Genomic DNA, 25593 nt, shown 5'->3' with positions numbered 1-25593 from the left:
TCCCGTGGAGCCGCTGCTCGTCACCCGGGCGCTGGTCGCGGGCTATGGGCCGCGTCCCATCCTCCACGACGTGGCGTTCCAGGTGCGCCCCGGCGAGCTGTGGGCGGTGCTGGGCCCCAACGGCACGGGCAAGAGCACGCTGCTGCGCGCGGTGCTGGGGCTGGGGCCCTGGAGGCGCGGCGAGGTCCGCCTGCTGGGCCAGGAGCGCGCGGCCTGGGCGCCTCGGGCGCTCGCGCGGCGGGTGGCCTGGGTGCCGCAGACGTTCGAGTCCGCGGAGGGCTTCAGCGGCCTGGAGCTGGTGTTGATGGGCCGCAGCCCGCACCTGGGACTCTGGGGCCTGCCGTCCGCGGGTGACGTCTCGCTCGCGCGGGAGGTGATGACGGAGCTCGGCATCGCGCACCTGGCGGAGCGCCCCGCCGAAGCCCTCTCCGGGGGAGAGCGCCGCATGTTGATGCTGGCCCGAGGTCTGGTGCAGCAGCCCGAGCTGCTCTTGCTGGATGAGCCCACCGCCTTCCTGGACGTGGCCCACCAGGTGGGCTCGCTCGACCGCGTGCGCGCGCGCGTGGACGCGGGGCTGGGCGCGGTGGCGGTGCTGCATGACGTGAACCTCGCCGCCGCCTTCGCCACCCATGTGCTGCTCCTCCGGGAGGGCCGGGTGCTCGCGCAGGGGGCCGCGGGCGAGGTGCTGGAGCGCGCCTCCCTGGAGTCGCTCTACGGGCTGCCCATGGAGACCGCGCTCGCTCCCTCCGGCGCCCGCCTCTTCGCGCCGCGCGCGCCGCGCTGAACCTTCTTCGCACCCCGGACGCCGGCCAGTTGACCGGACCGCGTCGGTCGGGAAAGCCTGGACCGCCCACATGTCCCGCTACGCCGTCGCCATCTTCGCCAGCGCCTTCCTCCTGTTCGGCGTGCAACCCCTGGTGGGGCGCTTCTCGCTGCCGTGGTACGGCGGCACGCCCGGCGTGTGGACGGCGTGCATGTTGTTCTTCCAGGCGGTGCTGCTGGGCGGATACGCCTACGCGCACGGGCTCGCCTCCAGGCTCGCGCCGCGCACGCAGGCCCGCCTCCACCTGGGGCTGCTCGCCGTGGCGGTGCTGCTGCTGGGGGCGCGGGCGCTGCTGTCGGGTTCGCCGGTGGCGCCCGGGCCGGAGTGGCGGCCCGAGGGCACCGGGCTCGCCGTGCCCCGGCTGCTGGCGATGCTGGCCACCACCATCGGGCTGCCCTTCTTCGTGTTGAGCACCACGGGCCCGCTGCTCCAGTCGTGGTTCGCCCGCGCGCGGCCGGGCCGCTCGCCGTATCCGCTGTACGCGCTGTCCAACACGGGCTCGCTGCTGGCGCTGCTCGGCTATCCCTTCCTGGTGGAGCCGTGGGTGGGCCGGGGCGCCCAGGCCTGGGCCTGGGGCGTGGGCTTCGTGTTCTTCGCCGCCGCCTGCGCCGTGTGCGCGCTGGACGTGATGAAGCAGCCGCCGGACGCGGCCCCCGTCGCCACCACGGCCGCGCCCGTGACGGCCACGCCCCTGACGGAGGGGCCCGGGGACGCGGCGGACGCCACCGTCGCCCGGCCCACCGTGCGCGCCACGCTGTCGTGGCTGGGGCTGAGCACGTGCGCGTCGGTGCTGCTGCTGGCCACGACGAACCAGCTCTCCCAGGACGTGGCGGCCGGCCCCTTCCTCTGGGTGCTGCCCCTGGCCGTCTACCTGCTCACCTTCATCCTGGCGTTCTCCCGCGAGTCCTTCTACTCGCGGACCGTCTACGCCGTGCTGCTCATCGCCTCGGGGGCGGGGGTGGCGCACGCGCAGGCGCAGGGGCCGCAGTCCTCGCTCGCGCTCCAGCTCAGCGCCTACTCGGTGGCGCTCTTCGCGGGCTGCATGGTGTGCCACGGCGAGCTGTACCGGCTGCGCCCCCCGCCGCGTCACCTCAGCGCCTTCTACCTGTGGGTGTCCGCGGGCGGCGTGCTGGGCGGGCTGCTCATCAGCGTGCTGGCCCCCGCCGTCTTCAGCGCCTACTGGGAGTACCCGCTGTCGCTGGGCGCCTGCTGCGCCGTGGCGCTGGTGGGCATGGCAAGGCAGGAGGGCGAGGCGACGCGGACGCAGCGCCTCCAGCGTGTCCTGCGCGGCGCCATGCTGCTCCTGGTGGCCGGGCACCTGACGTACACCATGGCCCGCGAACAGCGCCGCGCCCGCTTCGCCTCGCGCAACTTCTTCGGCGTGGTGCGGGTGATGGAGCTGGGCGTGGGCTCACCGGAAGACCACCGCTTCACGCTGCTGCACGGCGCCATCACCCACGGGCTCCAGTACGTGGCGCCCGAGCGCCGGGGCGTGCCCACGACGTACTACACGCCGGAGGCGGGCCTGGGGCTGGCCATCGCCGAGCAGCGCCGCCTGCGCGAAGCGGTGGGCCTGCCGGCGGGCCTGCGCGTGGGCGTGCTGGGCCTGGGGGTGGGCACCAGCGCCGCGCTGCTCCAGGCGGAGGACACCGGGCGCTTCTATGAAATCGACCCGGCGGTCCTCGCGCTGGCGCGGGGCGAGGGCGGCTACTTCTCCTTCCTGGGGGACACCCCGGCGCGGGTGGAGCTGGTGGAAGGCGACGCGCGCATCTCCCTGGAGCGCGAGCTGGAGGCCGGCGGCCCCCAGGGCTTCGACGTGCTGGCGCTGGACACCTTCTCCTCGGACGCGGTGCCGGTGCACCTGCTCACCCAGGAGGCGGTGGCGCTCTACCGCGCGCACCTGGCGCCCCATGGCGTGCTGGCGCTGCACATCAGCAACGTCCACCTGGACCTGGTGCCCCTGACGCTGGCGCACGCGCGGGCGCTGGGGCTGCACGCGGCCCTGGTCGTCAACGAGACGCACGGGGACGCGCTGCGCAGCAACTGGATGGTGCTGAGCCCGGACCGCGAGTTCTCCTGGGGGCCCACCTTCACGCGGGCCTCGGCGCGGGTGCGCCGCCTGGGCCTGCGGGACGAGCCCGACTTCACCTGGACGGACGAGAAGAGCAGCGTGCTGCACGTGCTCCGGCGCGGGACGGGCCCGGCGGCCAGCGTCCGGGACGTGGAGGCCGCCTCGGGCCCGCCCGGCCCCGCGTCCGCCCAGCCCGGGGCGGAGTGACGTCCGGTGCTCCCCGCTAGCCCGGCGGCCAGCCCAGCGGGCGCCCGGCCAGCAGGTGCAGGTGGATGTGGAACACCGTCTGGCCCGCGTGCGCGTGGGTGTTCATCACCACCCGGTAGCCGTTGCCCGGGCCCGCATGGCCGCGCTCCTCGGCCACCTTGGCGGCCGCGGTGAAGAGGTGGCCTACCAGGACGCGGTCCTCCGACGAGATGTCGTTCACCGTGGGGATGTGCTTGTTGGGGATGAACAGCACATGGGTGGGGGCCTGGGGGTTGATGTCCTCGAAGGCCAGGCACACGTCGTCGCGGTAGACGACCTTGGCGGGGATGAGCCCGTCGCGAATCTTGCAGAAGAGACAGTCGGACATGTTTTCCGGCTTACCAGCCGTGGGAGCCCCACGGAATGGCCTTCAGGGCCCTCCGTTGGCTGCTGGAAGCCGCGGTGGGCCTCCCGGTGGGGCGGCCATGCCCCGGGCGGCCTCCCAGGGGGAGCGGGTCGTTGACGGCCCAAGGAAGGCCGTCCCCCTCAAAGGCCCTCAGCGGTGATATCCACGCCCTGACGATGAAATCCATCCGCATCTCCCAACTCCTCGAGGACCGCGACTACGACATGCGGCTGGTGCTCGTCGCCGGCGGCGGGGGGCTGTCCCGCACCGTGGTGTCCTCGCGCATCCAGAAGCCGGGGCTGGCGCTTGCGGGCTTCACCGAGCACCTCCACCCGCACCGCGTCCAGGTGTTCGGCAACACGGAGATTTCGTACCTGGCCACGCTGTCGGAGCAGCGGCAGCACGAGGCCCTGGCGAAGCTCTTCGGGGAGGAGGAGCTCGCGTGTGTGGTGGTGACCAAGGACTTGGAGATTCCCCAGGCCCTCGTCTCCGCGTGTGAAGGCGCGGGGCTGGCGCTGATGAAGACGCCGCTGCTGTCCAGCGAGTTCATCATGCGGGTGCAGACCTTCCTGGAGGAGGCCCTCACCGAGTCCAGCAGCCTGCACGGGGTGTTGATGGACGTGTTCGGCGTGGGCATCCTGCTGCTGGGCAAGAGCGGCATCGGCAAGAGCGAGATTGCCCTGGACCTGGTGATGCGGGCCCACCGCCTGGTGGCGGACGACATCGTGGACGTCACCCGCCGCAAGGGGGCCGTCTACGGGGCCGGCAACCCGGTCATCAAGCACCACATGGAGATTCGCGGCCTGGGCATCATCAACATCAAGGACCTGTTCGGCGTCGCCGCGGTCCGCGAACAGAAGAAAATCGAGCTGGTCATCGAGCTCCAGGAGTGGGACCCCCACCAGGAGTACGACCGGCTGGGCGTGGAGGACAGGCACCTGCAGATTGTGGGGGTGGACATCCCCCTGTCGGTGGTGCCCGTTCGTCCGGGCCGCAACATGGCGACCATCATCGAGGTCGCCGCCCGCAACCAGTTGCTAAAGCTACAGGGCCACCACTCGGCGAGAGAGTTCGCCGAGCGGCTCAATCGGGCCATCGCCGAAGGGGCGATGCGCCGCACCCTGGGAGAAGAGGTCGAGTGACCGCCCCCGCGAAACAAATCGTCATCATCACCGGCATGTCCGGGTCCGGTAAGTCCACCGCCATCCGCGCGTTGGAGGATTCGGGCTTCTTCTGCATCGACAACCTGCCGGTGCTGCTCCTGCCCAAGCTCACGGAGCTTGCGGGGGGCGGCCACTTCGAGCGCATGGCGCTGGTGGTGGACGTCCGTGAAGGCGTCTTCCTCAAGGACGCGCCCCGCATCCTCGCCGAGGTCCGCCGCGCCGGGCACCAGGTGGAAGTGCTGTTCCTGGACTCCAGCGACGACAGCCTCATCCGCCGCTTCAGCGAGACGCGCCGCCGTCACCCGCTGGCGCCCAACGGCACCGTCGCCGAGGGCATCAAGGCGGAGCGCCAGGCGCTGCGGGACTTGCGCGAGCTGGCCGACCAGGTCATCGACTCGTCCACGCTGAACGTGCATGACCTCAAGCGCATGGTGCAGGCGCGCTTCAGCCCGGAGCCCGCGGCCGGGCCCAGCCTGTCCATCATGTCCTTCGGCTACCGCTACGGCGTGCCGCCCCAGGCGGACCTCGTCCTGGACGTGCGCTTCCTGCCCAACCCGTACTTCGTCCCGGAGCTGAAGGGGCTCACGGGCAAGGTGCCCAAGGTGGCCGCCTACGTGCTGGAGCGCGAGGAGACGCAGCAGTTCCTGGAGAAGGTCGTGGACCTCTGCCGCTTCCTCTTCCCCCGCTACCAGAAGGAGGGGAAGGCGTACCTCACCGTGGCCCTGGGCTGCACCGGCGGCAAGCACCGCTCCGTCGCCATCGCCGCCGAGCTCACCCGGCGCCTCACGGACGAGGACACCCGCGTCCAGCTCTGGGACCGGGACATCGAAAAGGAATAGCGCCGCCAAATTGCAGCGCGAATGCATTGGGGTTGGCTCCAGTTGAATCCTGGACACGGATTCTGTCAGCTTTTGGGAGGTGGGGGTGAGTCCCCATCCTCTCCATCCTGGAGCCCTGACATGCAAGTCTTCAAGTCCGCCGTCTGGTGTTGTGCCGCCGTGTCCCTGGCCGCCTGTGGTGCCCCCGACGTGTCCCCGGAGCAGGAGGCGCTGGCGGGGCAGGAGGCCGCGCTCCTCACCGGTACGACGGGGGGCTGCACGTACACCCTCTCCTCCGTGCCAGTGTCCGGCTCCATGCCCCCGAGCTGGGACATCGTCGTGACGCGCGCGGCGTCCGGTACGTGCGCCCACGGCGCGGGCAGCGTGACGCTGGGGCGCTCCTACAACACCCCGTACCTCGCGCTCCTGGCCAACAGCCACGGCGTGGCCACGGCCTTCTCGTACAAGCCCACGCCCAGCGGCAGCTCCATGAACCGCTGCCAGGTGAACCACGTGGACCCGGCGACGCTCGGCATGGTCCGCACGCATGACATCGTCGTCATGTACGGGACGAACCATGTGAACACCTGCGCGCTGGACCAGACGGACGGCGGCTCGACGCTGGTCGTCTACGGCACGAAGGGGGGCCCGCTGCCGGGCGAGGTGGGCAACCACCCCAACTACGTGGCCACGTATTACAACTTCTTCACCAGCACCACGGCGCCTGTCTATTACACCTATTGAGGTGGGCGTCGGCGCGCGCCTCAGCTCGACTCGCCCAGGCTGAGGCGCTTGCTGCCTCCTCCATTCTTGTCCGCGAAGGACGCGGTGCGCTCGCGGTTGAGCTGGGCCAGCGCGTCGCGCTCCGCGGTGCTGCCCACGTCGGTCCGGTTCTCCAGCGCGAAGATGCCGCCACTGCCGTGGTGCTGCTGGGCGGACTGGACGGCGCCCTCCAAGTCTCGCGCGGACACCCAGTACTCACCGTTGACGGGGTCCTTCACGCGGAACAGGTCGTCCGACGTGTCAGCCGTCCCGTTGCTGTTGATGCCGTCGATGGTGACCCAGTGGAGCTGTCCCGGCCCGCTCCGCTGCTGCTCGGGCGCGAGCGCGCCGTTGAGGATGGCGTTGGAGTCCACCAGCGCCATGCCGAACTGGCCCGCCTTCAGGGCGCGGCTCGTCGCGGCCGCGTTGAAGTCGGCGAAGCCGTTCGTGATTTCGATGCCCAGCCCTCCCAGCGCGGTGGACATCTCCTCCGGCGTGGCGCCGTCATCCAGATTCACGCCCACCTTCGCGTTCGCGGACCGGGGGCCGCTGACCGCCGCCGCGCGGGCGCGGACGGACTCGCGCTCCTGCTGCTCGCACAGGCTGCCCTTCGTCACGCTGCGGCTCGCCCGGCTCAGGAAGGCCAGCGTCGCCTCACCGCAGCCCCTGTCCGAGCGCTGCGCGATGACCGACGCCGTGGGCGCCCAGCCCTGGTAGGCCTGGGCCTGCGCCGCTTCATTCTCCGGCGCTAAATCTCTCAGGTACGGCAGCTCGCTGACGCCCGTGGCGTCCGGCACCGCCAGCCGGGGCACGCGCCTGGACGCGGGCTTCGTGTCCTGGAAGGTGTCCCCCTCCGGAGCGCGACACACCGCCGGAGCCGGGCTGCCCACCGGCCTGGCGAGCGCGGCCTCCACCGGCCCAGGCGGCGCCTTCAACACAGAAGCCTGGAGCGGCTGGGACAAGGATTCGAACTTCGAGGCTGTCACGGCCTGACGCGCTGAGTTGAACATGCTGATGACAGTCTTGGTCACGGCGGACCCTCCCGAACGACCTTCGCCTGTTTTCATTATCCGAGGGATGTGTGTGCTGTTGCGCGTGAATCCTTCATGAGCGCAGGAAGTCGCTCGCTTCCCGGTACAATTGCGCCATGGCCAACACCGATGACCGGGGCTCGGGGGCGGAGGATTCGCGGGAGCTGTCCACGCAGGTTGTGTCAGCGGATGCGCGGGGCCCTGCGCCGCGCACGGCGGAGCCTCCCTCCGCGCGCGAGGCGCCCGGGGCGTGGGTGGCGCCCAGCCCGCTGGGGCAGCGGGTGGGGCGCTTCATCCCGCTGAAGCTGCTGGGGCAGGGCGGCATGGGCGCGGTGTTCGCGGCCTATGACCCGGACCTGGACCGCAAGGTGGCGCTCAAGCTGTTGAGCGTGGAGGCCCGCTCCGCGGACGAGGAGGGCGGCCGCGCGCGCTTGCTGCGCGAGGCGCAGGCCATGGCCCGCGTGTCCCATCCCAACGTGATTCCCATCTACGAGGTGGGGACCTGGGACGAGCAGGTCTTCTTCACCATGGAGCTGGTGCCGGGCGGCACGCTGGCGGACTGGCGGCGGGAGACGCCCCGCTCCTGGCGCGAGGTGCTGGAGAAGTACCTCCAGGCGGGGCGCGGGTTGGCGGCCGCGCACGCGGCGGGGCTGGTGCACCGCGACTTCAAGCCCGCCAACGTCCTGGTGGGGCGTGACGGCCGCGTCTACGTCACCGACTTCGGCCTGGCCCGGCCCGTGGACGACCTGCCGCTGGAGGAGCAGCCCACGCTGGCGCGCGTGCGCGCCTCGGAGGAGATTTCGCGCCCGCTGCACGAGCCGCTCACCGAGGCCGGCGTCGTCCTGGGCACGCCGCCCTTCATGTCGCCCGAGCAGTTCCGGGGCGAGGCCCTGGACGCGCGCTCGGACCAGTTCAGCTTCTGCGCGGCGCTGTACCGCGCGCTCTACAACCAGCGGCCCTTCGACCCGGACGAGCTGTCGCGCGCGGCGAAGGCGCTGCGTGCGCTTCCCGGACGGCGGACGGCGCCGCTGGAGCCCGGGGCGCCCTCGCCCATCCACGAACCCCCGGGTGACGCACGCGTCCCCGCCTGGGTGCGGCGCGCGGTGATGCGGGGCCTGTCGCTGGCGCCCGACGCGCGCTTCGCCTCCATGGAGGCGCTGCTGGAGGCGCTGTCCCAGGAGCAGCAGCGCGCGCGGGCCCGCAGGGCGGGAGGCGTGGCCGTGGCCGCGGCGGCGCTGGTGGGCGCGGTGGGCGGCGGGCTGTGGTTCCAGTCCAACGTCTGCGCGGGCGCGGAGGGGCTCCTGGCGGACAGTTGGGGGCCCGAGGCGCGGCAGCGGCTGTCCGCGGCCTTCACGGCCACCGGCAAGCCGCTGGCGGGGGACATGGCGGGCCGGGTGGGGCAGGTGCTGGACGCCTATGCCAGCCGTTGGGCGCGGCAGCACACCGAGGCGTGCGAGGCCACGCGCCTGCACGAGGTGCAGCCGGAGGCGCTGTTCACCCAGCGCGTGGTGTGCCTGGAGCGGCGGCACAAGGACCTGCGCGCGCTGGTGGGCGCCCTGGCCCAGGTGGACACGGCGGGCGTGGAGAAGGCGCTGGACGCGGCGTATGCGTTGCCCTCGCCCGAGGACTGCGCGGACGTGGAGGCCCTGGCGAGCCAGCAGCCCCGGCCCGCGGACCCCACGCTTCGCGCGGAGCTGGAGTCCCTTGAGGGCGCGCTGTCGGAGGTGAAGGCGCTGGTGGACACCAGCCGCTATCCCCAGGCGCTGACGGCGGCGAACGCGGTGGAGGCCCGGGTGCTGGCCGCTGGGTACGCGCCGCTGACGGCGGAGCTGCGTTTCCACCAGGGCTGGCTTCAGGCCGTGCTGGGCGAGAAGGAGAAGGGCGCGGGGCTCCTGGAGCAGGCCGTCTATGACGCCACGGCGGGCCGGGCGGAGCGGCTGGAGGTCTCCGTCCTCAACAAGTTGCTCTATGTGGAGGGGGAGCGCGAGCGCTTCGAGCACGCCACGCGATGGGCGCGGCTGGGCAGGGCGACGCTCCTGCGGCTGGGCGGGGACGCGGTGCTTCAGGGGGACCTGCTGGTGAACGAGGCCAACCTCGCGCTGATGCAGGGCAAGGTGGACGAGGCTCGCGCGCTGCTGGAGGAGGCCCACACCATGCTGGCGGACGCGCTGCCGTCCGGCCACCCCAAGCGCGCGCGGGTGACGTTCTCCCTGGGGCGCGTGCTGCTGGAGGTGGGCGCCTTCGCGGAGGCGGCGCGAGTGATGGAGGAGGCGCTGCGCCAGACGGAGGCGGCGGTGGGGCCGCGGCACCTGGACGTGGCCCGGCGTCACCAGGGCGTGTCCATGGCGCATCGCGAGCAGCGGGAGTTCGTGCGCGCCCTGGCGCATGCCCGGACCTCTGTGGCGCTGCACCGAGAGCTGTTGGGGAACAACCACCTGAAGCTGGCGGAGGCGCTCGACGAGGAGGGAATGAGCCTGCTCGCGCTGGGGCGCAACGAGGAGGCGCTGAAAGTCTATGAAGAGGCGCTGGCGGTGAAGCGCGCCCAGTTGGAGCCCGACGACGCGGACCTCCAGTACTCCTACGACGGCGTGGGGCAGGCCCTGCTGGGGCTGGGCCGCACGCGCGAGGCGCTGGTGCCGCTGCGCCAGGCGGTGGCCTTCACGGGGGCGCAGGAGGACTCGCTGGGGGAGTCCGGCTTCGCGCTCGCGCGGGCGCTGTGGAAGGAAGGGCAGGGCGCGGAGGCGCGGACCGAGGCGGCGAAGGCGCGTGAGCGCTTCATGGCCTCGGGCCGGACGCCGCAAGCCGAGGCGGTGCGGGCCTGGCTGGAGGCGCTGCCGCTAGAGACGAAGGCGGCGAAGCCCGTCCGTCCCCAGCAGCGGAGGCGCCGCTAGGGACGGGAGGCGGTGACGCTCACGACGTCGGGAAGAAGGCTTGAGGCAGGAGCTTGGATGCAGCCCCCGCCCCAAACCGCTTGACCGAGATTCACGGCAGCTCAGTCCGCGGTGAAGTACAGATTGTCCAGCAGGAGCGTGTCCGCGGCGGCGCCCGCGCCGGCGATGAAGACGAACGGGGCCTGCACCGCGCTGAGCTGCACGCCGCCCGCGGCGAAGTCCGCCAGGGGGATGGCCAGGTGGTGCCACTGCCCGTCGTTCGTGTAGCCGTACTGTGACGCGGGGAGCTGGACGCTGTCGTCGTCGTTCATGCCAATGGACACGTTGGCGAAGCCCGGGTCGGCCGAGTTGAGGCTCACGTGCAGCGTCTTCCAGCCGTCCAGGTTGCGCGGCGTGTCCCAGTGGACGCCGAAGCCCAGCCACGTCTTGCCCGCGTGGACCACCAGCTCGGCCTGCAGGCCCTCGACGCGCGTGGTGGAGGGCTCCAGGGTGAGGGTGCCTTCGTAGAGATAGATGTGCGTGTTGACGCCGTCCACCGCCACGTCCTCGGAGCGGCCTCCCTCGTAGAGGCCCACGGCGAGCCGCCGCTGGCCCGCTTCATACGGGAAGGGGCCGGGGAGCATCTCGTTGTCGGGCCCAGGGCCCGCGTCCGGCCGGTCGTACTGGCCCGTGTAGTCCGGCACGCCCGGGTCGGGACGGCAGGCCGCCAGGAGCAGGCACACCGCGAGGCTCGCGCGCTTCATGGCCGCACCGCCCGTTCCGTGCCGTTGGCCGTCTGCATCAGCACCCAGCCGCCCTGCACCACGCCGCCCATCTCGACGATGCCCTTGTAGGCGGGCGTCGCCAGATCGTAGGCGTAGGTGCCGGTGGCGTCGTACGTCACCGCGTCCGGGAACAGGTCCAGCATGTTCTGGTACGCGCGGATGGCCTGCTGGCGGACCTGGGGAAGGACCTCCTGCGGGGCCTGTCCGTTCTGGTAGACGCCGAGCAGGTTGGTGCCCACGTAGAACTGGGCCTCGCCTCCCGGCTCCCGCGCGAGCACGGTGGCCCACGAATAGAACGCGGCCACGCTGCCGGCCTGGGCCTGGATGTCCCACTTCGTCTCCGCCCCCGGGGCGCTGAGGCGGAAGGGGTTGTTCGGGTCCTCCAACACGGACGTGTCGGGGTAGATGCCGACGTCCGCGCTGTAGAGCTGGAGCGTGAGGCCGTCCAGCGATTCGCCATACACGAAGCTGGCGGGGTCGTAGCAACCGGTGACGACTCCGGCGCAGGCCAGCAGGAGCCACGTCTTCATACGTCCTCCACTAGAGAGACAGGATGGCATAGGCGCCCAGTTCGTATTCACGGCCCTCGAGTCCTTCTTCAATGGCCATGGTGCTCAGGCCCTCCGAGTACTGGTCCAGCATGCGCACCAGGCCGCGCACGCCGAAGCGCGTCGTCACCGTGCCCAGCACCGGGCGCTTGAGGCCATAGGACAAGTCGCCGCCGAGCTGGATGGGATAGGTGAGGTTGAAGACGCGGTGGTAGTCGTAGGGGCCCCAGTTGTTGAAGTGGAGCTGCGCCGTCAGCATCACCGTGTCCCACAGCGCGGACGCGTCCACGCCGAAGCGCCGCACCTGCCGGTTGTCCTCGCCGGAGGACTGGTTGCTGCCGGCGAAGGCGGCGCCGAAGAGCTTCAGCCGCGGCATCGGGTTGGTCACCACCCGCAGCGTGGCCTCCCATTCATCCCGGGCGACCGGTGCGTTGCCGAAGGCCACCATGCTGCCGTCCGCGAGGATGGCGATGCCCGCGTCGCGGGACGTCGGCTGCCGCCGGTACACCAGGTCCAGGCCCGCCGCGAAGGGCGCGTCCTCGCGCATGTCGCGGTCCCACTGCCAGAACCAGGTGCCGGGCGTGGGGTCGAAGGTGAGCAGCAGCTCCGCGCCCAGCGTCTCCCGGTTGTCCAGCACGGTGAAGGCGTCCACCAGCACGTTGCGCGGCCGCACGCCGGCGAAGTACCGCCCCGTCTCCGCGTCGTACCCGTCCTCGATGCGCGGGTTGGGCCCGATGAGGGGCTTCTGGTACAGCAGGTTGGGCGACACCTGGAAGGAGCTGCCCACCTGGATGACGGCGCCCGCCTGGCCGCCGAAGTGGTTGCCACGGCCGCTCTCGCGCAGGCTCCACCCCGTCAGCAGGATGCCCTGCTCCGGGCCGCCGTCCGCCACCAGGCCGCGGTAGGAGCCCTGGATGAAGGTGCGCACCGAGCCCAAATCGTAGGTGAGCCGCGCCTTGGCGCCCAGCGTGTCGAGCATCCGGATTTCGTCCCGCAGCACCTCGTAGCCGCTGTTGAGGTAGCTGGGGCCGTCCGTGGGGCGCGACCAGGTGAACGCCTCGCCCACGCGCTGCGGGGCCGCGAGGATGCCGCCCACCTCCAGCGCCATGGGGCCCTTCGCCCAGTTGAGTGACAGCGTGGACCTGCGCGCCACGCGCTCGCGGATGACGGAGGCGGTGAGCTGGGTGGCGCCCCGGGCGATGTCCTCCTGGTGCATCAGCGTCAGCGTCACCGGCCCCACGTTCCGCCGGTACTTGGCCACGATGGACGGGTTGGCGCCCCAGTAGAGCTCGGGGCCCACGGCGATCTTCAGGCCCTCCAGGGTGTTCTTGCCGGTGAAGACGACGCCGAAGGGGGCGTTGCCCTTGTAGATGTCCAGCGCGGGGCCGTAGTTGGCCTCGCGGTAGAGGCCGAAGAAGTCACCCTCCTCGCCCCAGTGGTAGTGGGCGGTGCGGTAGAAGCCCTCGAGCTGGAAGTCCGCGCGGTCCAGCTTGAACTCCGCCTGGTACAGCGCGAGCCGGTCCAGGCCGAGCGGCTGCCCCTGCTGCCCGGGGATGCCGCCGACGCCGGGCACCGGCGCCTGCCCGCCCACGGCCGGGTTGCCGGCGCCTCCTGGCGCGGAGGGGATGCCGCGGTTCTCGTAGAAGATGTTGTTGAGGCGGTTCTGCGCCACGTTGCCCACGACGTTGAATGAGGCGCGGCCGTACACGCCGGAGGTGGGCTGGAGCGCCAGGTCGAAGAAGATGGACTCCGTGTGGTCCACCGACACCTGGTTGGGCCGCACCGTGGCGATGCTGCCGCGCGACAGGGAGCTGTCCATCAGCAGCCGCAGGTTGGAAACGCGCACCGCGCTCAGCTCATCCGCGCGGGCCAGGGCCATGGAGGACTCGTAGCCGCGCGACAGCTCCGTGGGGCGGATGGACGCGAAGTGCGCTCGGATGGTGTCCGGGTTCGTGGTGGGGGCGTACGGGTCCATGCGGAAGGCCGCCTGGAGCACGTAGTACGCGGTGCGCGGCTGGATGCGCGCGATGCCGGCCTCGTCCTCCGGCCCCAGCGCGCAGATGCCGAACCACTCCTCGTTCATGTTGTTCTGGCCGGGCACGAAGTCGGACGGGTAGCCGCCGTTGGGCCAGGACGCGGTGGTGTCGTGGATGGAGAGGTTGGCCTCCTGGTTGTACTTCCACCAGCCGTCCACCCACTGGAACACGAAGCCGCCCAGCGCGTTCTGCGCGCGGCCCTGGCCGTAGGCCTGGGAGTAGATTTCCTCCCACTGCTTGCGCAGGTACTCGGCCTGCGCCAGGTGGTCCTCGCGGCCCGCCTTGGCGTCGTACGCGTCCGCGCCGAACTCGGTGAACATGACGGGCTTGTCCAGCTTGCGCAGGACCTCGTCGAACAAGTCCCGGGCGGAGGGGCCGCGGTAGACGTTGGAGCCCAGGATGTCCAGCTCCGGCATCAGCCGTGCGATGAGGTCGATGTACTGGAGGTCACCGTTGGCGATGGAGACGGGGTGCAGCGTGTCGCGCTGCTTGATGAGCCGCACGGCCTCGCCCATCAGCGAATAGAGGTGCTCGGCGCGGGCGGTGTCCTCCTGCCCGGGCAGCGCCTCGATTTCGAAGCTGGTCCAGTGCAGGCCGTAGTTGTTCTCGTTGCCCAGCATCCACATCAGCACGCCGGGCACGTCCCGGTACTTCTCCACCTTCTGCGCCAAATCGTTGAGCAGCGCCCGGCGGTGGTTGGGGTTGGAGTAGTCCGTGTTCGGCACCATGACGCCGTCCACGTTGGTGCCGTAGCGGCCCATCAGCGGGTTCACCACGGTGTAGATGCCGTAGTTCTCGTGGATGTGCGTCACCCACCGCGGCGGGATGTCGTCGAACTGGCGGATGGCGTTGACGCCCATGTCGCGCAGCAGCGTCATCTCGCGGTGCAGCACCGCGCGGATGAAGTCCTCCTTCTGCGTCCACAGCGAGTAGCGGTAGTTCTCCCCAATGGGCGTGTAGCCCCAGTTCATGCCGAGGATGGGGAAGTCCCGGCCGTTGACCTGGAGCTTGAAGCCACGCTCGTCGCGGTGGACGCGGACGGCCTGCGCCGCCTGGGCGTTGACGTTGACGGGCGGCGCCCTCACCACCGGCGCGTCTGGCGGCGGCGCGGGGGGCTCCTGCTCCACGGGCTTGTCCGTGACGGGCTCGGCGGCGGTGGGCTCGGCGGGCTCGGGGCCCGCCACGGTGGGGGACTGGGCGGGAGGGACGGCCGTCTCCGGGCCGGAGGGCGGTGGCACCTGCGTCAGTGCGAGCGCCAGGCTGGTGATGAGGGCGAGCGGATTCACGCGGCGAGCTCCACGTCCAGCCCGTTCCTGGCGATCAGGGCCTTGTAGAGGTGGGCGCTGTCCTTCGGGAGGCGGCGCTGCGAGTCGTAGTCCACGTAGATGATGCCGAAGCGCTTCTGGTACCCGAAGGCCCACTCGAAGTTGTCCAGCAGCGACCAGGCGAAGTAGCCCGCCAGCGGCACGCCCTGGCGGATGGCCTCCAGCGACGCCTCCAGGTGCGAGCGCAGGTACGCCACGCGCTTCACGTCATGCACCTTGCCGTCCTCGCTGGGGCCGGTGGCGTAGGCGCAGCCGTTCTCCGTGATGTGGATGGGGCCGGGCTGGTAGTGGGTGTGCAGGTGCACCAGCAGCCGGGTGAGGGCGGGGGCGTACACCTCCCAGCCCATGTCGGTGTGCTCCTCCACGGGGTGCACCGTGCGCGGCGCGTTCTGCGACTCCGGGATGCGGGTGCTGCGCATGATGGCGCGCGAGTAGTAGTTGATGCCCAGGAAGTCGGTGGGGACGGCAATGGTCTCCAGGTCGCCGTCGCGCACGAAGGGCAGCGTGGCCGAGGCCAGGTGCCCGTCCCGCACGTAGTCCTCCACCACGTCCTTCGGGTAGCCGCGGCCGTACAGCGGGTCCAGGAACCAGCGGTTGAAGCTGCCGTCATGCCGGCGGCAGGCCTCCGCGTCCTCGGCGCTGGGCGACGCGGGCTCCGCGGGTGACAGGTTGAGGGTGATGCCCACCTGGGCGTCCTTCACGTTGCCGCGGATGACGGGCACCGCCTGGCCGTGGGACACCAGCAGGTGGTGCGCGGCGGCCAGCATCTCGCCCCCGTTCTTGTGGCCGGGGGCGTGCTCGCCGTTGCCGTAGCCCAGCACGCTGATGCACCAGGGCTCGTTGTGGGTAATCCACCGCTTCACGCGGTCGCCCAGCTTGCGGCTCATCACGTCGGCGTACTCGACGAAGGCGTTCCCCGTGTCGCGCGAGGGCCAGCCGCCCTGGTCCTGGAGGACCTGGGGCAGGTCCCAATGGTAGAGGGTGACGAAGGGCTCGATGCCCGCTTCGAGCAGCCCGTCCACCAGCCGCGAATAGAAGTCCAGGCCCGCGGCATTCACGGCGCCGCGCCCGGTGGGGAGCACGCGGGGCCAGGCGACGGAGAAGCGGTAGGACTTCACGCCCAGCCAGCGCATCAGCTCCACGTCTTCACGCCAGCGGTGGTAGTGGTCGCACGCGACCTTCCCGTCCGAGCCATCGCTGATTTTGCCGGGGGTGGCGGCGAAGCGGTCCCAGATGGACTCACCGCGGCCGTCGGCGTGGGTGGCGCCCTCAATCTGGTACGAGGAGGTGGCCACACCCCACAGGAAGTCATTGGGGAACTGCCGCATTGTCGGAGGCTCCTTTCGAGGATTCGAGATGGCAGCGGACCGTGTGGTCCGCGGCGTGGACGTGAGAGGGGGGGAGGGTGTCGTGGCAGCGCGCGTCCGCGTGGGGGCAGCGGGGCGCGAAGGGGCAGCCGCCCACCGGCATGGGGCCCGTGGCGGGCTTCACCGGCAGCGGCGTGTCGAGGAAGTCCGCGCCATCCGGCACGGCGGACAAGAGCAGCCGGGTGTAGGGGTGCCGGGGCGCGGCGAGCACGTCCGCCGTCCTGCCGGACTCCACGACGCTGCCCGCGTACAGCACCAGGACGCGGTCGGCCAGGTGGCGCGCGCTGGCCAGGTCGTGGGTGATGAAGAGGATGCCGATGCCTCGCTCGCGCGTCAGGCCGCGCAGGAGCTGGAGCACGCCCCGGCGCGTGGACACGTCCAGCATGGAGGTGGGCTCGTCCGCGATGATGACGTCCGGCTCCACGGCCAGCGCGCGCGCCACGGCCACGCGCTGCCGCTGACCGCCGGACAGCTCATGCGGGTAGCGCCGGGCTAACTGCTCCGCGGGCGTCAGGCCCACGGACTCCAGCAGGGCGTGGACGCGGTCCTTGAGTCCCGCGCGCGTGGCCCGGCCATGGCGCAGCAGCGGGCGCTCCAGGTGGTGGGCCACGGTGTGGACGGGGTTGAGCGAGGCGAAGGGGTCCTGGAAGACCATCTGCACGCGGCCCCGGTACGCGAGCGACGCGCCGCCGCGCTCCAGGGTGAGCACGTCCTCGCCGCCCAGCCGGAGGACGCCGGCGTCCGGCGTGTCCAGCCGCGCCAGCACCCGGGCCAGGGTGGACTTGCCGCTGCCAGACTCGCCCACCAGCGCGACGATTTCCCCGCGCTCCAGGGTGAAGGACACGCGGTTGAGCAAGGTGCGGCGGGAACGGGAGAGGAAGCCGCCCACGGGCACCGTGCGCAGCAGCTCCGTGGCCTCCAGCAGCGGAGCGCTCATCGTCCACCTCCCTGGGCGGCCGCCGGGGCTGCCGTGTGCTCAGAGGCCGCTCGCGGCACCTGCGCGTCCGCCGCGCTCAAGTGCGGGAACGACGACAGCAGCAGGCGCGTGTACGGGTGGCGCGCGTCCGTGCGCAGGCGCTCGGCGGTGTCCACCTCCACCAGCTTGCCGCCCTGGAGCACGCCCACGCGGTCCGACAGCGCGAGCAGCAGCGGCAAGTCGTGCGTGATGAAGAGCACCGCGAAGCCCAGCCGCTGCTTCAGCTCCAGCACGCGCTGGAGCAGCTCCTTCTGCACCACGACGTCCAGCGCCGTGGTGGGCTCGTCCATCACCACCAGCTTCGGCTCCAGGGCCAGCGCCAGGGCGATGCCCACGCGCTGCCGCATGCCACCGGAGAGCTGGTGCGGCCACGCGTCCACCAGGTGCGGCGCCAGCCCCACCATGGTCAGCAGCTCCCGCGCGCGCGCATGGGACGCGGCGCGCGTGGTGCGCCCGTGGGCCGCGAGCGTGTCGTGGAACTGGTCCCCCAGCGTGAGCACCGGGTTGAGCGCGCTCATCGCGCTCTGGAACACCATGGAGACCTTGCTCCAGCGGTAGGCGCGCAGCGCGGCGTCATCCAGCGCCGTGACGTCCGTGCCGTCCAGGAGGATGCGCCCATGGGTGATGCTGGCGGCCGGGGGCAGCAGGCGCAGCAGCGCATAGCCCAGCGTGGACTTGCCGCTGCCGGACTCGCCCGCCAGTCCGAACACCTCACCCGGCGCGATGTCGATGGACACCGAGTCCACCACGCGCGCGGGGCCTCGCTCCGTGGCGTATTCGATGCACACGTCGCGGAGGCTCAGCAGCGCGCCGGACGGCGGCGCCGGGTCCGCGAGAGCAGACCCCGTCGAGCGCACCGCCGTGGTCGCCACCGGCGGCGCCTTCAGGGCTGGGTTGGTCACCTCGTCGATGGCGGAGCTGAGCAGCGTCAGTGAGAAGCCGACCAGCGCGATGCACAGGCCGGTGGGGACGAAGACCCACCAGGAGCGCGTCAGCAGCGCCGCGTCGTTGCCGGCCCAGTAGAGGTTGGTGCCCCACGTCACCGCGCCCACGTCGCCCAGGCCGAGGAACTCCAGGCCCACCTGCGCGCCCACCGCGTACAGCGTGTTGCCGATGAACGACGAGCCCAGCAGCGACGCCATGTTGGGCAGCAGCTCCCGCCCGACGATTCGCGCGCGGCTCTCGCCGGCCACCAGCGCGGCGGAGACGAAGTCCCGGTTGCGCAGCGCCAGGGCCTCGGCGCGGAAGACGCGCGCGTTCCACGCCCAGCCGGCCAGCGACAGCACCACCACCATGCGGAAGGGGCCGGAGGGCAGGTAGGCGCCCAGGACGATGGCCAGCGGCAGGCCGGGGATGACGAGGAAGACGTTGGTGGTGAGCGTCAGCACGTCGTCCACGCGGCGGCCCAGGTACCCGGACGTCACGCCGATGAGCGCGCCCAGGAGCGTGACGAGCGCGCCCACCGCGAAGCCGATGGCCAGCGTCTCGCGCGCGCCCACCACCGTCTGCGCCAGCACGTCCTGCCCCTGGCCCGTGGTGCCGAACCAGTGCGCGGAAGAGGGCGGCTGGTGGGGGCGGCCCACCAGCTCCGTGGGGTCCATCACCAGCCAGGGCCCGATGAGCGCCAGCACGATGAAGCCCAGCAGGATGCCGCCGCCCACCGCGGCCTTGCGCTGGCGCAGCAGCCGTCGAAGCAAGTCACGCATGGGCGCGAGTCCTCGGGTCCAGCCACAGACACAGCAGGTCCACGGCGAAGTTCGCGGCGAGCACGGCGAAGGTGATGGTCAGGAAGAGCCCCTGCATCAGGGGGTAGTCCTGGTTGCGCACGGCGAGAATCAGCAGGTAGCCGGTGCCTGGGTACGAGAAGACAATCTCCGTCAGCAGCGAGCCGCTCAGCACGAAGCCCAGCGCCATGCCGAAGCCGGTGACGTTGGGCAGCAGCGCGTTGCGCGCGGCGTAGCGCAGCATCACCTGCCGGGGCGGCAGCCCCTTGGCGTGCGCCAGCCGGAGCGTGTCCGTGCCCAGCGTGGCCACCATGGTGTTGCGCATGCTCAGCATCCACCCGCCCAGCGTGGCCACGACGATGGAGGCCGCCGGCAGGAAGGCGTGCCGCGCCACGTCCGCCGCGAAGGTGAGGGACAGCGCCGGCTCCAGGTCGTGCGAGTACGCGTGCCGCAGCGGGAACCAGCCCAGCCCGAACCCGAAGAGGTACAGGGCCAGCATGGCCAGCCAGAAGTAGGGGAAGGCCCCCAGGAAGGCGAGCGCCGGGGCCACCGCCGCGTCCAGCCACCCGCCGCGGTTCCACGCCGCCAACACGCCCAGCATGGAGCCCACCGTGAAGCTGATGATGACCGCGCACCCGGCCAGCCCCAGCGTCCACAAGAGGCCGGTGCCAATCACCTCCGACACGCGCGCCGGGTAGTACGCGTAGGACAGGCCCAGGTCGCCGCGCAGCAGGTGCTTGAGGTACGTGGCGTACTGCACGTACCAGGGCGCCTCCGTGAAGCCGAAGGCGGCGCGCAGCGCCACCATGGCCTCGGGCTGCACGCGGCCCTCGAAGCGCGCGAACATGGCGGACGCCGGATCTCCAGGCGCCAGCCGGGGGATGACGAAGTTGAGTGTCAGCGACGCCCAGGCCGCCAGCAGGTAGAAGCCCAACCTCCGCAGGACGTAGGCCATGGCGCTCAGGGCTCCCGGGGGGTGAGCGACGTCAGCACCAGCAGGCTGTCGGGCTCGGCATGGGGGGACAGGCGCGCGTAGGGGTTCTGCTCGGTGGGGAAGCCGGTGAAGCGCCGCGAGTTGGACTCGCCCCAGGACGGGTTGGGGAAGAGCGGGATGGACGGCGCCAGCTCGGAGTAGCGCCGCTGCACCGCCGCCATCAGCGCGCGCTGCTCCGCCTCGGAGTCCGCGCGCTCGAAGCGCGACAGCAATTCATCCGCCTCCGCGTCACCGAAGCGGTGCCAGTTGGACGCGGCCACCTCGCCCACCGGGCGCACGGTGCGCGGGGAGAGCTGCCACTTGTAGAAGGTATAGGGCGTCGGGCCGTCCAGGGACCAGGAGATGGCGAGCTGGAACTCGCCCTTCTGGAGCCGCGCGTACCACGCGCCGAACTCGTAGGTGCGGAGCTGCGCCTGCACGCCCAGCTTGCGCAAGTCGCGCGCCACCACCTGGCCGGCGCGCACCCAGTCGGACCAGCCGCCCACCACCTCGATGTCCAGCGCCAGCGGCTGGCCGTCCGCCTTGCGCCGCAGGCCGTCCGGGCCTTCCTTCAGGCCCGCCTCGTCCAACAGCCGCTTCGCCGCCTCCAAGTCGTGCTTCACCCAGGCGCCCTGGGCCGCGTCCGCGTCTCGCCACGCGGCGTACGCGTCGTTGAGCGCGGTGGCGTCCGCCGGCCGGGTGTAGCCGTACATGGCGATTTCGACCAGCCGCTCGCGATCCAACGCCATGCTCAGCGCCTTGCGCACGCGCACGTCGTCCAGCGGCGGCAGGGTGGTGTTGGGGTAGAGGAAGACGGTGCTGCCGTAGAGCGGGAACCAGCGGCCGTGGTGTACCGGGTCGCGGGCGACGAAGGTGCGGTCCACCGCGGGGACGAAGTTGCCCGCCCAGTCCACCTCGCCCTCCACCAGCGCCAGGTTGGCCTGGTCATTGGTGGGGAAGGCCAGGAAGCGCAGCGCGGAGACGGCGGGCTTGCCGGGCTGCCAGTAGTGCGGGTTGCGGCCCAGCTCGTAGACCTGGTTGCGGAAGACCGTCACCTCCGTGAAGGGCCCGGTGGCCACCGGCCGCGGGTTGGTGAACGTCACGGGGTCCGCCACCTCCTCCCAGACGTGGCGGGGGACGATGGGCTGCTGCGCCAGCTCCGCGAAGCCGGGGATGTAGACGCGGGAGAACTGGAAGGCCACCGTGAGCGGGTCCTCCGCGCGCACGTCCTCCACGAAGCGCCACACGCCGCCCGCGTCCAGCGCCGCGTGCTGCTTGAGCAGCTTGAAGGTGAAGGCCACGTCGTCCGCGGTGAAGGGCTCGCCGTCGGACCAGCGCACGCCTTGGCGCAGGGTGAAGCGCAGCGTGCGGCGGTCCTCGGACCACGCGTGGCCGGTGGCCAGCCACGGCGTCCACTGGCCCTTGGCGGGGGTGAAGATTTCAAGGCACTCGTAGACGCCCGCGCGCGTGGGCCAGCGTGAGCCCGCGCCCGCGAACAGCGGGTTGAAGTTGCGCACCCAGGCGCTCTGTTGCTCCACGGAGACGAACAGCACTCCGGGCGGCCGCGGGCGGGGTTCCACCTTGCAGGCCACCAGCAGGAGCGTCAGCGCCCAGAGCGCGGCCCTCACGTGGGCCTCGCGTAGACGCGGACGTAGTCCACCTTCATCTCCTGGGGGAACACGGTGTCGCGGCCCACCGGGCCCACGAAGGTGCCGCCCACGGCGACGTTGAGGATGATGAACTGGGGGCTGTCGAAGACCCAGCGCGCGCCGGCGGGCAGCTTCGCGGGCGTCGCCTCGAAGAACATGGTGTCGTCGAGGAACCAGCGGATGCGGTCCGGCTCCCACTCCACCGCGTAGACGTGGAAGCCCTCGTTCAGCTTCGTCCCGCTGACGACGTGCTCCTGGCCCAGGTTGTTGCCGGCGGAGTAGCCCGGGCCGTGCAGCGAGCCCCGGACGATGGAGGGGAGCTGGCCCCGGTACTCCATGATGTCGATTTCGCCGCACTCCGGCCAATCCACGGAGGCGATGTTCGCGCCCAGCATCCAGAAGGCGGGCCAGATGCCGCGCCCCACGGGGAGCTGGATGCGCGCCTCGACGCGGCCATAGGTGGGCTCGTAGCGGCCCTGCGTGCGGATGCGCGCGGAGGTGTACTCGCGGTTGCCGTAGCGCTCGCGGCGCGCGGTGATGACCAGGTGGCCGGCGCCGTCGTGCGCGGCGTTGTCCGCGCGGTCGGTGTTGAACTCCAACTGCTCGTTGCCCCAGCCGTGCCCTCCCACGTCGTGCACCCACCGCTCGGAGGAGGGCGGGGTCCCCGCTTCGCCATCGAACTCGTCCTGCCACACCAGCGCCCAGTCCGTGCTGGGCTGGGGGGTGCTGGGGGTCGGGTTGTTGGGGCGGTTCACCCGGTTGGCGGCCGGGTCACAGGCGAGGCCCGTCAGGGCCAGGGCCACGGGGAGGAGGCGCGGGAGCGTCATGCGGATTTGCCTAGGTGTTGAAGGGGGAAGAGGGTCCTGTCTCTCAGCGCGGCCTGGAGCACCAGGGTGGCCGCGCCCACGGCGATGGCGCGGTCTCCCAGCGCGGAGGTGACGATGCGCGTCTCCGCCATGGAGGTGGACAGCGCCCGCTTGCGCACCGAGGCGCGGAGCGGGTCCAGCAGCAGGTCTCCCACCAGCGAGATTTCGCCGCCGAGCACGACGATGGCGGGGTTGAGCAGGTTCAGCAGGCCGGCCACGGCGATGCCCAGGTAGTGCCCGAGCCCGTCGATGACCTGACGCGCGGCCGGCTCACCCGCCCGCGCGCCCTCCACCAACTCGCGCACCGTGAGGGCGCGCTTGTCCTTGCGGCCCAGCAGCTCCCGCGCCCGCTCCAGCAGCGCCGCGGACCCGATGAGCGTGACGAGGCAGCCGCGCAGGCCGCACACGCACTGCGGCCCGGAGGAGTCCACCGCCATGTGGCTGATTTCGCCCGCGGTGCCGCCCGCGCCCCGGTAGACGTCGCCGTGGATGATGTGGCCGGAGCCGATGCCCGTGGCCAGCTTGATGTACGCCAGGTCCTCGCCGTTGACGCCCGCGCCCCAGTAGCACTCCGACAGCGCGCCCAGGTTCGCGTCGTTGTCCACGAACACCGGCAGGCCGAACGCGCTCCGCAAGGCCTCCTGCACGTCGTAGTCCCGCCAGGCCGGCACCAGCAGCGGTGACAGCCTGCCCGGGGCGGACGGGTGCACGGGGCTGGGCACGGCGATGCCCATGCCCGCCACGGAGCGGCGCGGCACGCGCTCGGCGTCCAGGACCTCCTGGACCAGCTCGCGCACCTTCTGGAGCGTGCCCTTGGGGTCTTCGCGGACGGCGTGGTTGGCGTGACGGTGGGCGCGCACCCGGCCGCGCAGGTCGGTGAGCACGGCCGTCACGTGGGTGGCGCCCATCTCCACGCCAATGAGGCTGAACGCGTCATCGCAGAAGCCGATGAGGGTGGGACGACGGCCGCCCCGGGACACCCCGGCGCCAATGCTGCGCACCAGGCCGGAGCGCTCCAGGTCCGCCACGATGGCGGAGACGGTGGACGGGCTCAGCTCCGTCCTCCGGGCGAGCTCCGCCCGGGAAATCTGGCGCTCACGCCAGATCATGTTGAGCAGCAGGCTGCTGTTCTGCGCGCGCATGCCCGCCGCGTCGACCGTCGTCACCGCCGTTCCCACTCGCATCGTCCTCTCGCTCCGTTCCGCCGCGAGGATGGGGGTGGGTGTCAGTGCCAGTGGATGTCGTCGATGAAGAAGACGAGCGGAGTCGTCCTGCCACCACCTGCGCTCCACCCGAAGCCACCCACCACCAGTCCATACCGGACGCGGCTGATGTCGATTGTGTACTGGGTCGGGGTGGTGGTGAGCGCGACATTCTCCAGCGGCACCTCGAATCCGTCAGCGGCGTTCATCCCCGTCATGAACGTGACGACTTCCCCGCCCTCGGCGCCCCAGGCGTAGAAGGACACGGAGTTGGCGCCATCCGGGACGGCGAAGCCCGGCATGCTGCCCCAGTTCCCCTCGGGGAACTGCCAGAAGACGCCCGCCCAGCCCTCCCCGCCGGGCGTCCAGGTGAACCGGTGGCAGGCGCCCTGGGCCGAGCCGGCCCGCGACGCGCACTCCGTGCCGCTGTACGTCACGCCGCCGCTCGCGCCATCACCCATGTAGCCGCTGGGAATCCAGGCGCCGTCCACGGCCAGGGGCAGCGTGGGCGGCGGGGTGCCCGCGTCCTCCTCGGTGCCCGCGTCCTCCGGCTCCGTCCCGGCGTCTTCCGGCTCGGTGCCCGCGTCGTCGGGCTCCGTGCCCGCGTCGGGTGGCGGCGTGCCGGAGTCCGTCTGGGTCCCCGAGTCCAGCCGCGTGCCTGAGTCCGGGTTCTGCTGACCTGCGTCAGGCGTTGGCGTGGGGTCCTCTTCCGGATCACAGCCCACCACCAGACCAGACACCGCGAAAACGCCCGCCGCCACCCACGCCCACGCGAAACGCTTGTTCGGATGCATGCGCTCCCCTCCACATCTGGAAAACTTCGTTCTTACGGCGAAGAAACCGAGGTGCTTCGAGCGTCGTCGTTCAGTGGCGCGGCGCGTTGATGGAGCCTGGAGCGGCCACGAACGAGTTGAGTTACTTCGAGCGGCGAAGAAAGTACCAGCGGGATTCCGGTGATTGCAAGTCTGTGACAAGCCATTCCGTGTGACGCATTGCTCCAAAGGCAGACAGCCCGCGCTCCCGGAGGGAAGGCGGGCCCTGGCGGGCGCGGAGGAGGGAGGGGGCTACAGGCCGCTGGCGCTCAGGGCGTGGCCTTCGCCCAGGCGCGCGGCCCGGTGAGGTCGGAGCCGGACGGGGCCCGCGGCCCCGTTGCGGTCTCCGGGGCGCGGGTCAGCGCCGCTTCGGCCGGGACTTCTTCGCGGCGGCCTTCTTCCGGCGGGGCTTGCGAGGCGGCTCCGTCACCTCGGCGAAGCGCGCGCCGGTGATGCGGGCGTGCTCCAGGGCTTCCTTGATGCCCTCGGAGACGATGAGGCTCACCGGCCAGCCCCAGGTGCGGAAGACCCGGGCGCCGTTCGTCCGGGTGGGGTCCACCCGCAGGCCGCTGATGCTGCGGTAGTGCCCCACGCGCTCGGGCAGGCCGTCCGCCGCGGTGTAGGGGATGGCCTCCGCGCAGGCCCGGTCGTCGATGCAGCGCACCAGCCGGGTGGCGACGAGGATGAAGTGAGGCTCGCTGCGGTCCTCCACCTCCACGGGCAGCAGTTGGACGTCGTGGGGCGCCAGCTCCCGGAAGACGGAGGCCACGCGCGCGGAGACGATGGGGGTGAGCCCGGCGCCCGCGAGCGAGAAGTCCAGCGGCGGCCCTGGGGGCGTCACCTTCAGGCGCAGCCTCCCCACGCCGCGCACCCGGGCGCCGGAGGTGAACAGCCACACGGAGTCCAGCTTCTGCCGCGGGTCCACGGCCACCGGGTCGCTCAGCTCGGGCCGGCCGGGGATGCGGAAGTCGTCGTGGAGGTCGAAGTAGCGCGCGGGGCGGGTGGGGCGCGGCGGTGCGCGGCGCGCGGCCGGCTTCGTCCGGGGCCGCGCGTCCGCGGGCACGTCGGAAAGGAGCAGTTGCCGCGGGGCTCCAGGCGTGGAGCCGGGGCTGTTTCTCGGGGAGCGTCGCGTCAGCACGCGGAGCGCCTCGGTGAGCCGCCTGAACATCCGCCAATGTTACTGCGCCCACCGCGAGGAGG

General features: G+C 71.6%; 20 protein-coding genes. 6 read left to right on the top strand and 14 right to left on the bottom strand.

Annotated elements, in window-relative coordinates; translation table 11 throughout:
• The first annotated feature begins 4 nt into the window (after nt 1-4).
• On the top strand, nt 5-784 hold the full coding sequence (locus tag MYMAC_RS31600) for an ABC transporter ATP-binding protein (protein ID WP_095960751.1): 780 nt from the start codon (nt 5-7) through the stop codon (nt 782-784).
• A gap of 70 nt (nt 785-854) precedes the next feature.
• Nucleotides 855-3101, top strand: coding sequence for a fused MFS/spermidine synthase (locus tag MYMAC_RS31595; RefSeq protein WP_095960750.1), 2247 nt, complete (start codon nt 855-857; stop codon nt 3099-3101).
• Between the two features lie 16 nt (nt 3102-3117).
• Here the strand turns inward: MYMAC_RS31595 and MYMAC_RS31590 are convergent, their stop codons facing one another.
• Nucleotides 3118-3468 (bottom strand): histidine triad nucleotide-binding protein, encoded by a 351-nt coding sequence (locus MYMAC_RS31590; protein ID WP_013937799.1) that lies wholly within the window; start codon nt 3466-3468, stop codon nt 3118-3120.
• A gap of 194 nt (nt 3469-3662) precedes the next feature.
• On the opposite strand from MYMAC_RS31590, the gene hprK reads away from it, so the two are divergent.
• From hprK to MYMAC_RS31575, 3 genes are all read left to right on the top strand, one after another.
• Entirely contained in the window at nt 3663-4628 is a 966-nt protein-coding gene (hprK, locus tag MYMAC_RS31585; protein WP_013937800.1) for an HPr(Ser) kinase/phosphatase, read from the top strand.
• Nucleotides 4625-5488, top strand: coding sequence for an RNase adapter RapZ (gene rapZ, locus MYMAC_RS31580; RefSeq protein WP_013937801.1), 864 nt, complete (start codon nt 4625-4627; stop codon nt 5486-5488). Before hprK ends, rapZ begins: the two co-directional genes overlap by 4 nt.
• A 120-nt stretch (nt 5489-5608) precedes the next feature.
• A complete protein-coding gene (locus tag MYMAC_RS31575) occupies nt 5609-6211 on the top strand; it encodes a hypothetical protein (RefSeq protein ID WP_013937802.1) in 603 nt (200 codons plus the stop codon).
• Between the two features lie 20 nt (nt 6212-6231).
• On the opposite strand, the gene MYMAC_RS31570 is transcribed toward MYMAC_RS31575, so the two are convergent.
• Nucleotides 6232-7260 (bottom strand): hypothetical protein, encoded by a 1029-nt coding sequence (locus MYMAC_RS31570; RefSeq protein ID WP_095960749.1) that lies wholly within the window; start codon nt 7258-7260, stop codon nt 6232-6234.
• A gap of 116 nt (nt 7261-7376) precedes the next feature.
• Between MYMAC_RS31570 and MYMAC_RS31565 the strand changes: the two genes are divergently transcribed.
• A complete protein-coding gene (locus MYMAC_RS31565) occupies nt 7377-10151 on the top strand; it encodes a serine/threonine-protein kinase (protein WP_275663062.1) in 2775 nt (924 codons plus the stop codon).
• A 101-nt stretch (nt 10152-10252) separates the two neighbouring features.
• Here the strand turns inward: MYMAC_RS31565 and MYMAC_RS31560 are convergent, their stop codons facing one another.
• The 12 genes from MYMAC_RS31560 to MYMAC_RS31505 all read right to left on the bottom strand — a co-directional run bounded on the left by MYMAC_RS31560 (nt 10253) and on the right by MYMAC_RS31505 (nt 25561).
• Entirely contained in the window at nt 10253-10894 is a 642-nt protein-coding gene (locus tag MYMAC_RS31560) for a putative glycoside hydrolase (RefSeq protein WP_013937807.1), read from the bottom strand.
• Complete coding sequence (locus tag MYMAC_RS31555) at nt 10891-11445, bottom strand: hypothetical protein (RefSeq protein WP_013937808.1); 555 nt, start codon at nt 11443-11445, stop codon at nt 10891-10893. The genes MYMAC_RS31560 and MYMAC_RS31555 overlap by 4 nt, the downstream gene beginning before the upstream one ends.
• Nucleotides 11446-11455: 10 nt before the next feature.
• Nucleotides 11456-14785 (bottom strand): glycoside hydrolase family 2 TIM barrel-domain containing protein, encoded by a 3330-nt coding sequence (locus tag MYMAC_RS31550; RefSeq protein ID WP_095960748.1) that lies wholly within the window; start codon nt 14783-14785, stop codon nt 11456-11458.
• Nucleotides 14782-16152 (bottom strand): GH1 family beta-glucosidase, encoded by a 1371-nt coding sequence (locus tag MYMAC_RS31545; protein ID WP_095960747.1) that lies wholly within the window; start codon nt 16150-16152, stop codon nt 14782-14784. Before MYMAC_RS31545 ends, MYMAC_RS31550 begins: the two co-directional genes overlap by 4 nt.
• Nucleotides 16133-17128: an ABC transporter ATP-binding protein gene (locus MYMAC_RS31540; RefSeq protein WP_013937811.1), complete on the bottom strand. Its 996-nt coding sequence runs from the start codon at nt 17126-17128 to the stop codon at nt 16133-16135. The genes MYMAC_RS31545 and MYMAC_RS31540 overlap by 20 nt, the downstream gene beginning before the upstream one ends.
• Complete coding sequence (locus MYMAC_RS31535; RefSeq protein ID WP_095960746.1) at nt 17125-18873, bottom strand: dipeptide/oligopeptide/nickel ABC transporter permease/ATP-binding protein; 1749 nt, start codon at nt 18871-18873, stop codon at nt 17125-17127. The genes MYMAC_RS31540 and MYMAC_RS31535 overlap by 4 nt, the downstream gene beginning before the upstream one ends.
• A complete protein-coding gene (locus tag MYMAC_RS31530) occupies nt 18866-19846 on the bottom strand; it encodes an ABC transporter permease (RefSeq protein WP_095960745.1) in 981 nt (326 codons plus the stop codon). The genes MYMAC_RS31535 and MYMAC_RS31530 overlap by 8 nt, the downstream gene beginning before the upstream one ends.
• Before the next feature lie 5 nt (nt 19847-19851).
• A complete protein-coding gene (locus tag MYMAC_RS31525; RefSeq protein ID WP_095960744.1) occupies nt 19852-21492 on the bottom strand; it encodes an ABC transporter substrate-binding protein in 1641 nt (546 codons plus the stop codon).
• Nucleotides 21489-22340, bottom strand: a complete 852-nt coding sequence (locus tag MYMAC_RS31520) for a glycoside hydrolase family 16 protein (protein ID WP_095960743.1) — start codon at nt 22338-22340, stop codon at nt 21489-21491. Before MYMAC_RS31520 ends, MYMAC_RS31525 begins: the two co-directional genes overlap by 4 nt.
• Nucleotides 22337-23563, bottom strand: coding sequence for an ROK family transcriptional regulator (locus MYMAC_RS31515; RefSeq protein ID WP_095960742.1), 1227 nt, complete (start codon nt 23561-23563; stop codon nt 22337-22339). Before MYMAC_RS31515 ends, MYMAC_RS31520 begins: the two co-directional genes overlap by 4 nt.
• Nucleotides 23564-23604: 41 nt before the next feature.
• Nucleotides 23605-24375 carry a hypothetical protein gene (locus tag MYMAC_RS31510; RefSeq protein ID WP_095960741.1) on the bottom strand — a complete coding sequence of 257 codons (771 nt, stop codon included), beginning with the start codon at nt 24373-24375 and terminating at the stop codon, nt 23605-23607.
• Nucleotides 24376-24751: 376 nt separating this feature from the next.
• Entirely contained in the window at nt 24752-25561 is an 810-nt protein-coding gene (locus MYMAC_RS31505) for an imm11 family protein (protein ID WP_239989130.1), read from the bottom strand.
• Nucleotides 25562-25593: the final 32 nt, after the last annotated feature.

It is taken from the genome of Corallococcus macrosporus DSM 14697, from assembly GCF_002305895.1.
Classification (GTDB): domain Bacteria; phylum Myxococcota; class Myxococcia; order Myxococcales; family Myxococcaceae; genus Myxococcus; species Myxococcus macrosporus.
The sequence above is the reverse complement of the archived record's forward strand: the minus strand, read 5'-3'. Positions and strand labels throughout refer to the sequence as shown.

Excerpts from the sequence above, each read along its gene's own strand:
- MYMAC_RS31505 (WP_239989130.1), bottom strand. The coding sequence starts at position 25,561 with ATGTTCAGGCGGCTCACCGAGGCGCTCCGCGTGCTGACGCGACGCTCC.
- hprK (WP_013937800.1), top strand. The coding sequence starts at position 3,663 with ATGAAATCCATCCGCATCTCCCAACTCCTCGAGGACCGCGACTACGAC.
- MYMAC_RS31530 (WP_095960745.1), bottom strand. The coding sequence starts at position 19,846 with ATGGCCTACGTCCTGCGGAGGTTGGGCTTCTACCTGCTGGCGGCCTGG.
- MYMAC_RS31535 (WP_095960746.1), bottom strand. The coding sequence starts at position 18,873 with ATGCGTGACTTGCTTCGACGGCTGCTGCGCCAGCGCAAGGCCGCGGTG.
- MYMAC_RS31520 (WP_095960743.1), bottom strand. The coding sequence starts at position 22,340 with ATGACGCTCCCGCGCCTCCTCCCCGTGGCCCTGGCCCTGACGGGCCTC.
- MYMAC_RS31590 (WP_013937799.1), bottom strand. The coding sequence starts at position 3,468 with ATGTCCGACTGTCTCTTCTGCAAGATTCGCGACGGGCTCATCCCCGCC.
- MYMAC_RS31555 (WP_013937808.1), bottom strand. The coding sequence starts at position 11,445 with ATGAAGACGTGGCTCCTGCTGGCCTGCGCCGGAGTCGTCACCGGTTGC.
- MYMAC_RS31510 (WP_095960741.1), bottom strand. The coding sequence starts at position 24,375 with ATGCATCCGAACAAGCGTTTCGCGTGGGCGTGGGTGGCGGCGGGCGTT.
- MYMAC_RS31540 (WP_013937811.1), bottom strand. The coding sequence starts at position 17,128 with ATGAGCGCTCCGCTGCTGGAGGCCACGGAGCTGCTGCGCACGGTGCCC.
- MYMAC_RS31515 (WP_095960742.1), bottom strand. The coding sequence starts at position 23,563 with ATGCGAGTGGGAACGGCGGTGACGACGGTCGACGCGGCGGGCATGCGC.
- MYMAC_RS31545 (WP_095960747.1), bottom strand. The coding sequence starts at position 16,152 with ATGCGGCAGTTCCCCAATGACTTCCTGTGGGGTGTGGCCACCTCCTCG.
- MYMAC_RS31560 (WP_013937807.1), bottom strand. The coding sequence starts at position 10,894 with ATGAAGCGCGCGAGCCTCGCGGTGTGCCTGCTCCTGGCGGCCTGCCGT.
- MYMAC_RS31575 (WP_013937802.1), top strand. The coding sequence starts at position 5,609 with ATGCAAGTCTTCAAGTCCGCCGTCTGGTGTTGTGCCGCCGTGTCCCTG.
- MYMAC_RS31565 (WP_275663062.1), top strand. The coding sequence starts at position 7,377 with ATGGCCAACACCGATGACCGGGGCTCGGGGGCGGAGGATTCGCGGGAG.
- MYMAC_RS31595 (WP_095960750.1), top strand. The coding sequence starts at position 855 with ATGTCCCGCTACGCCGTCGCCATCTTCGCCAGCGCCTTCCTCCTGTTC.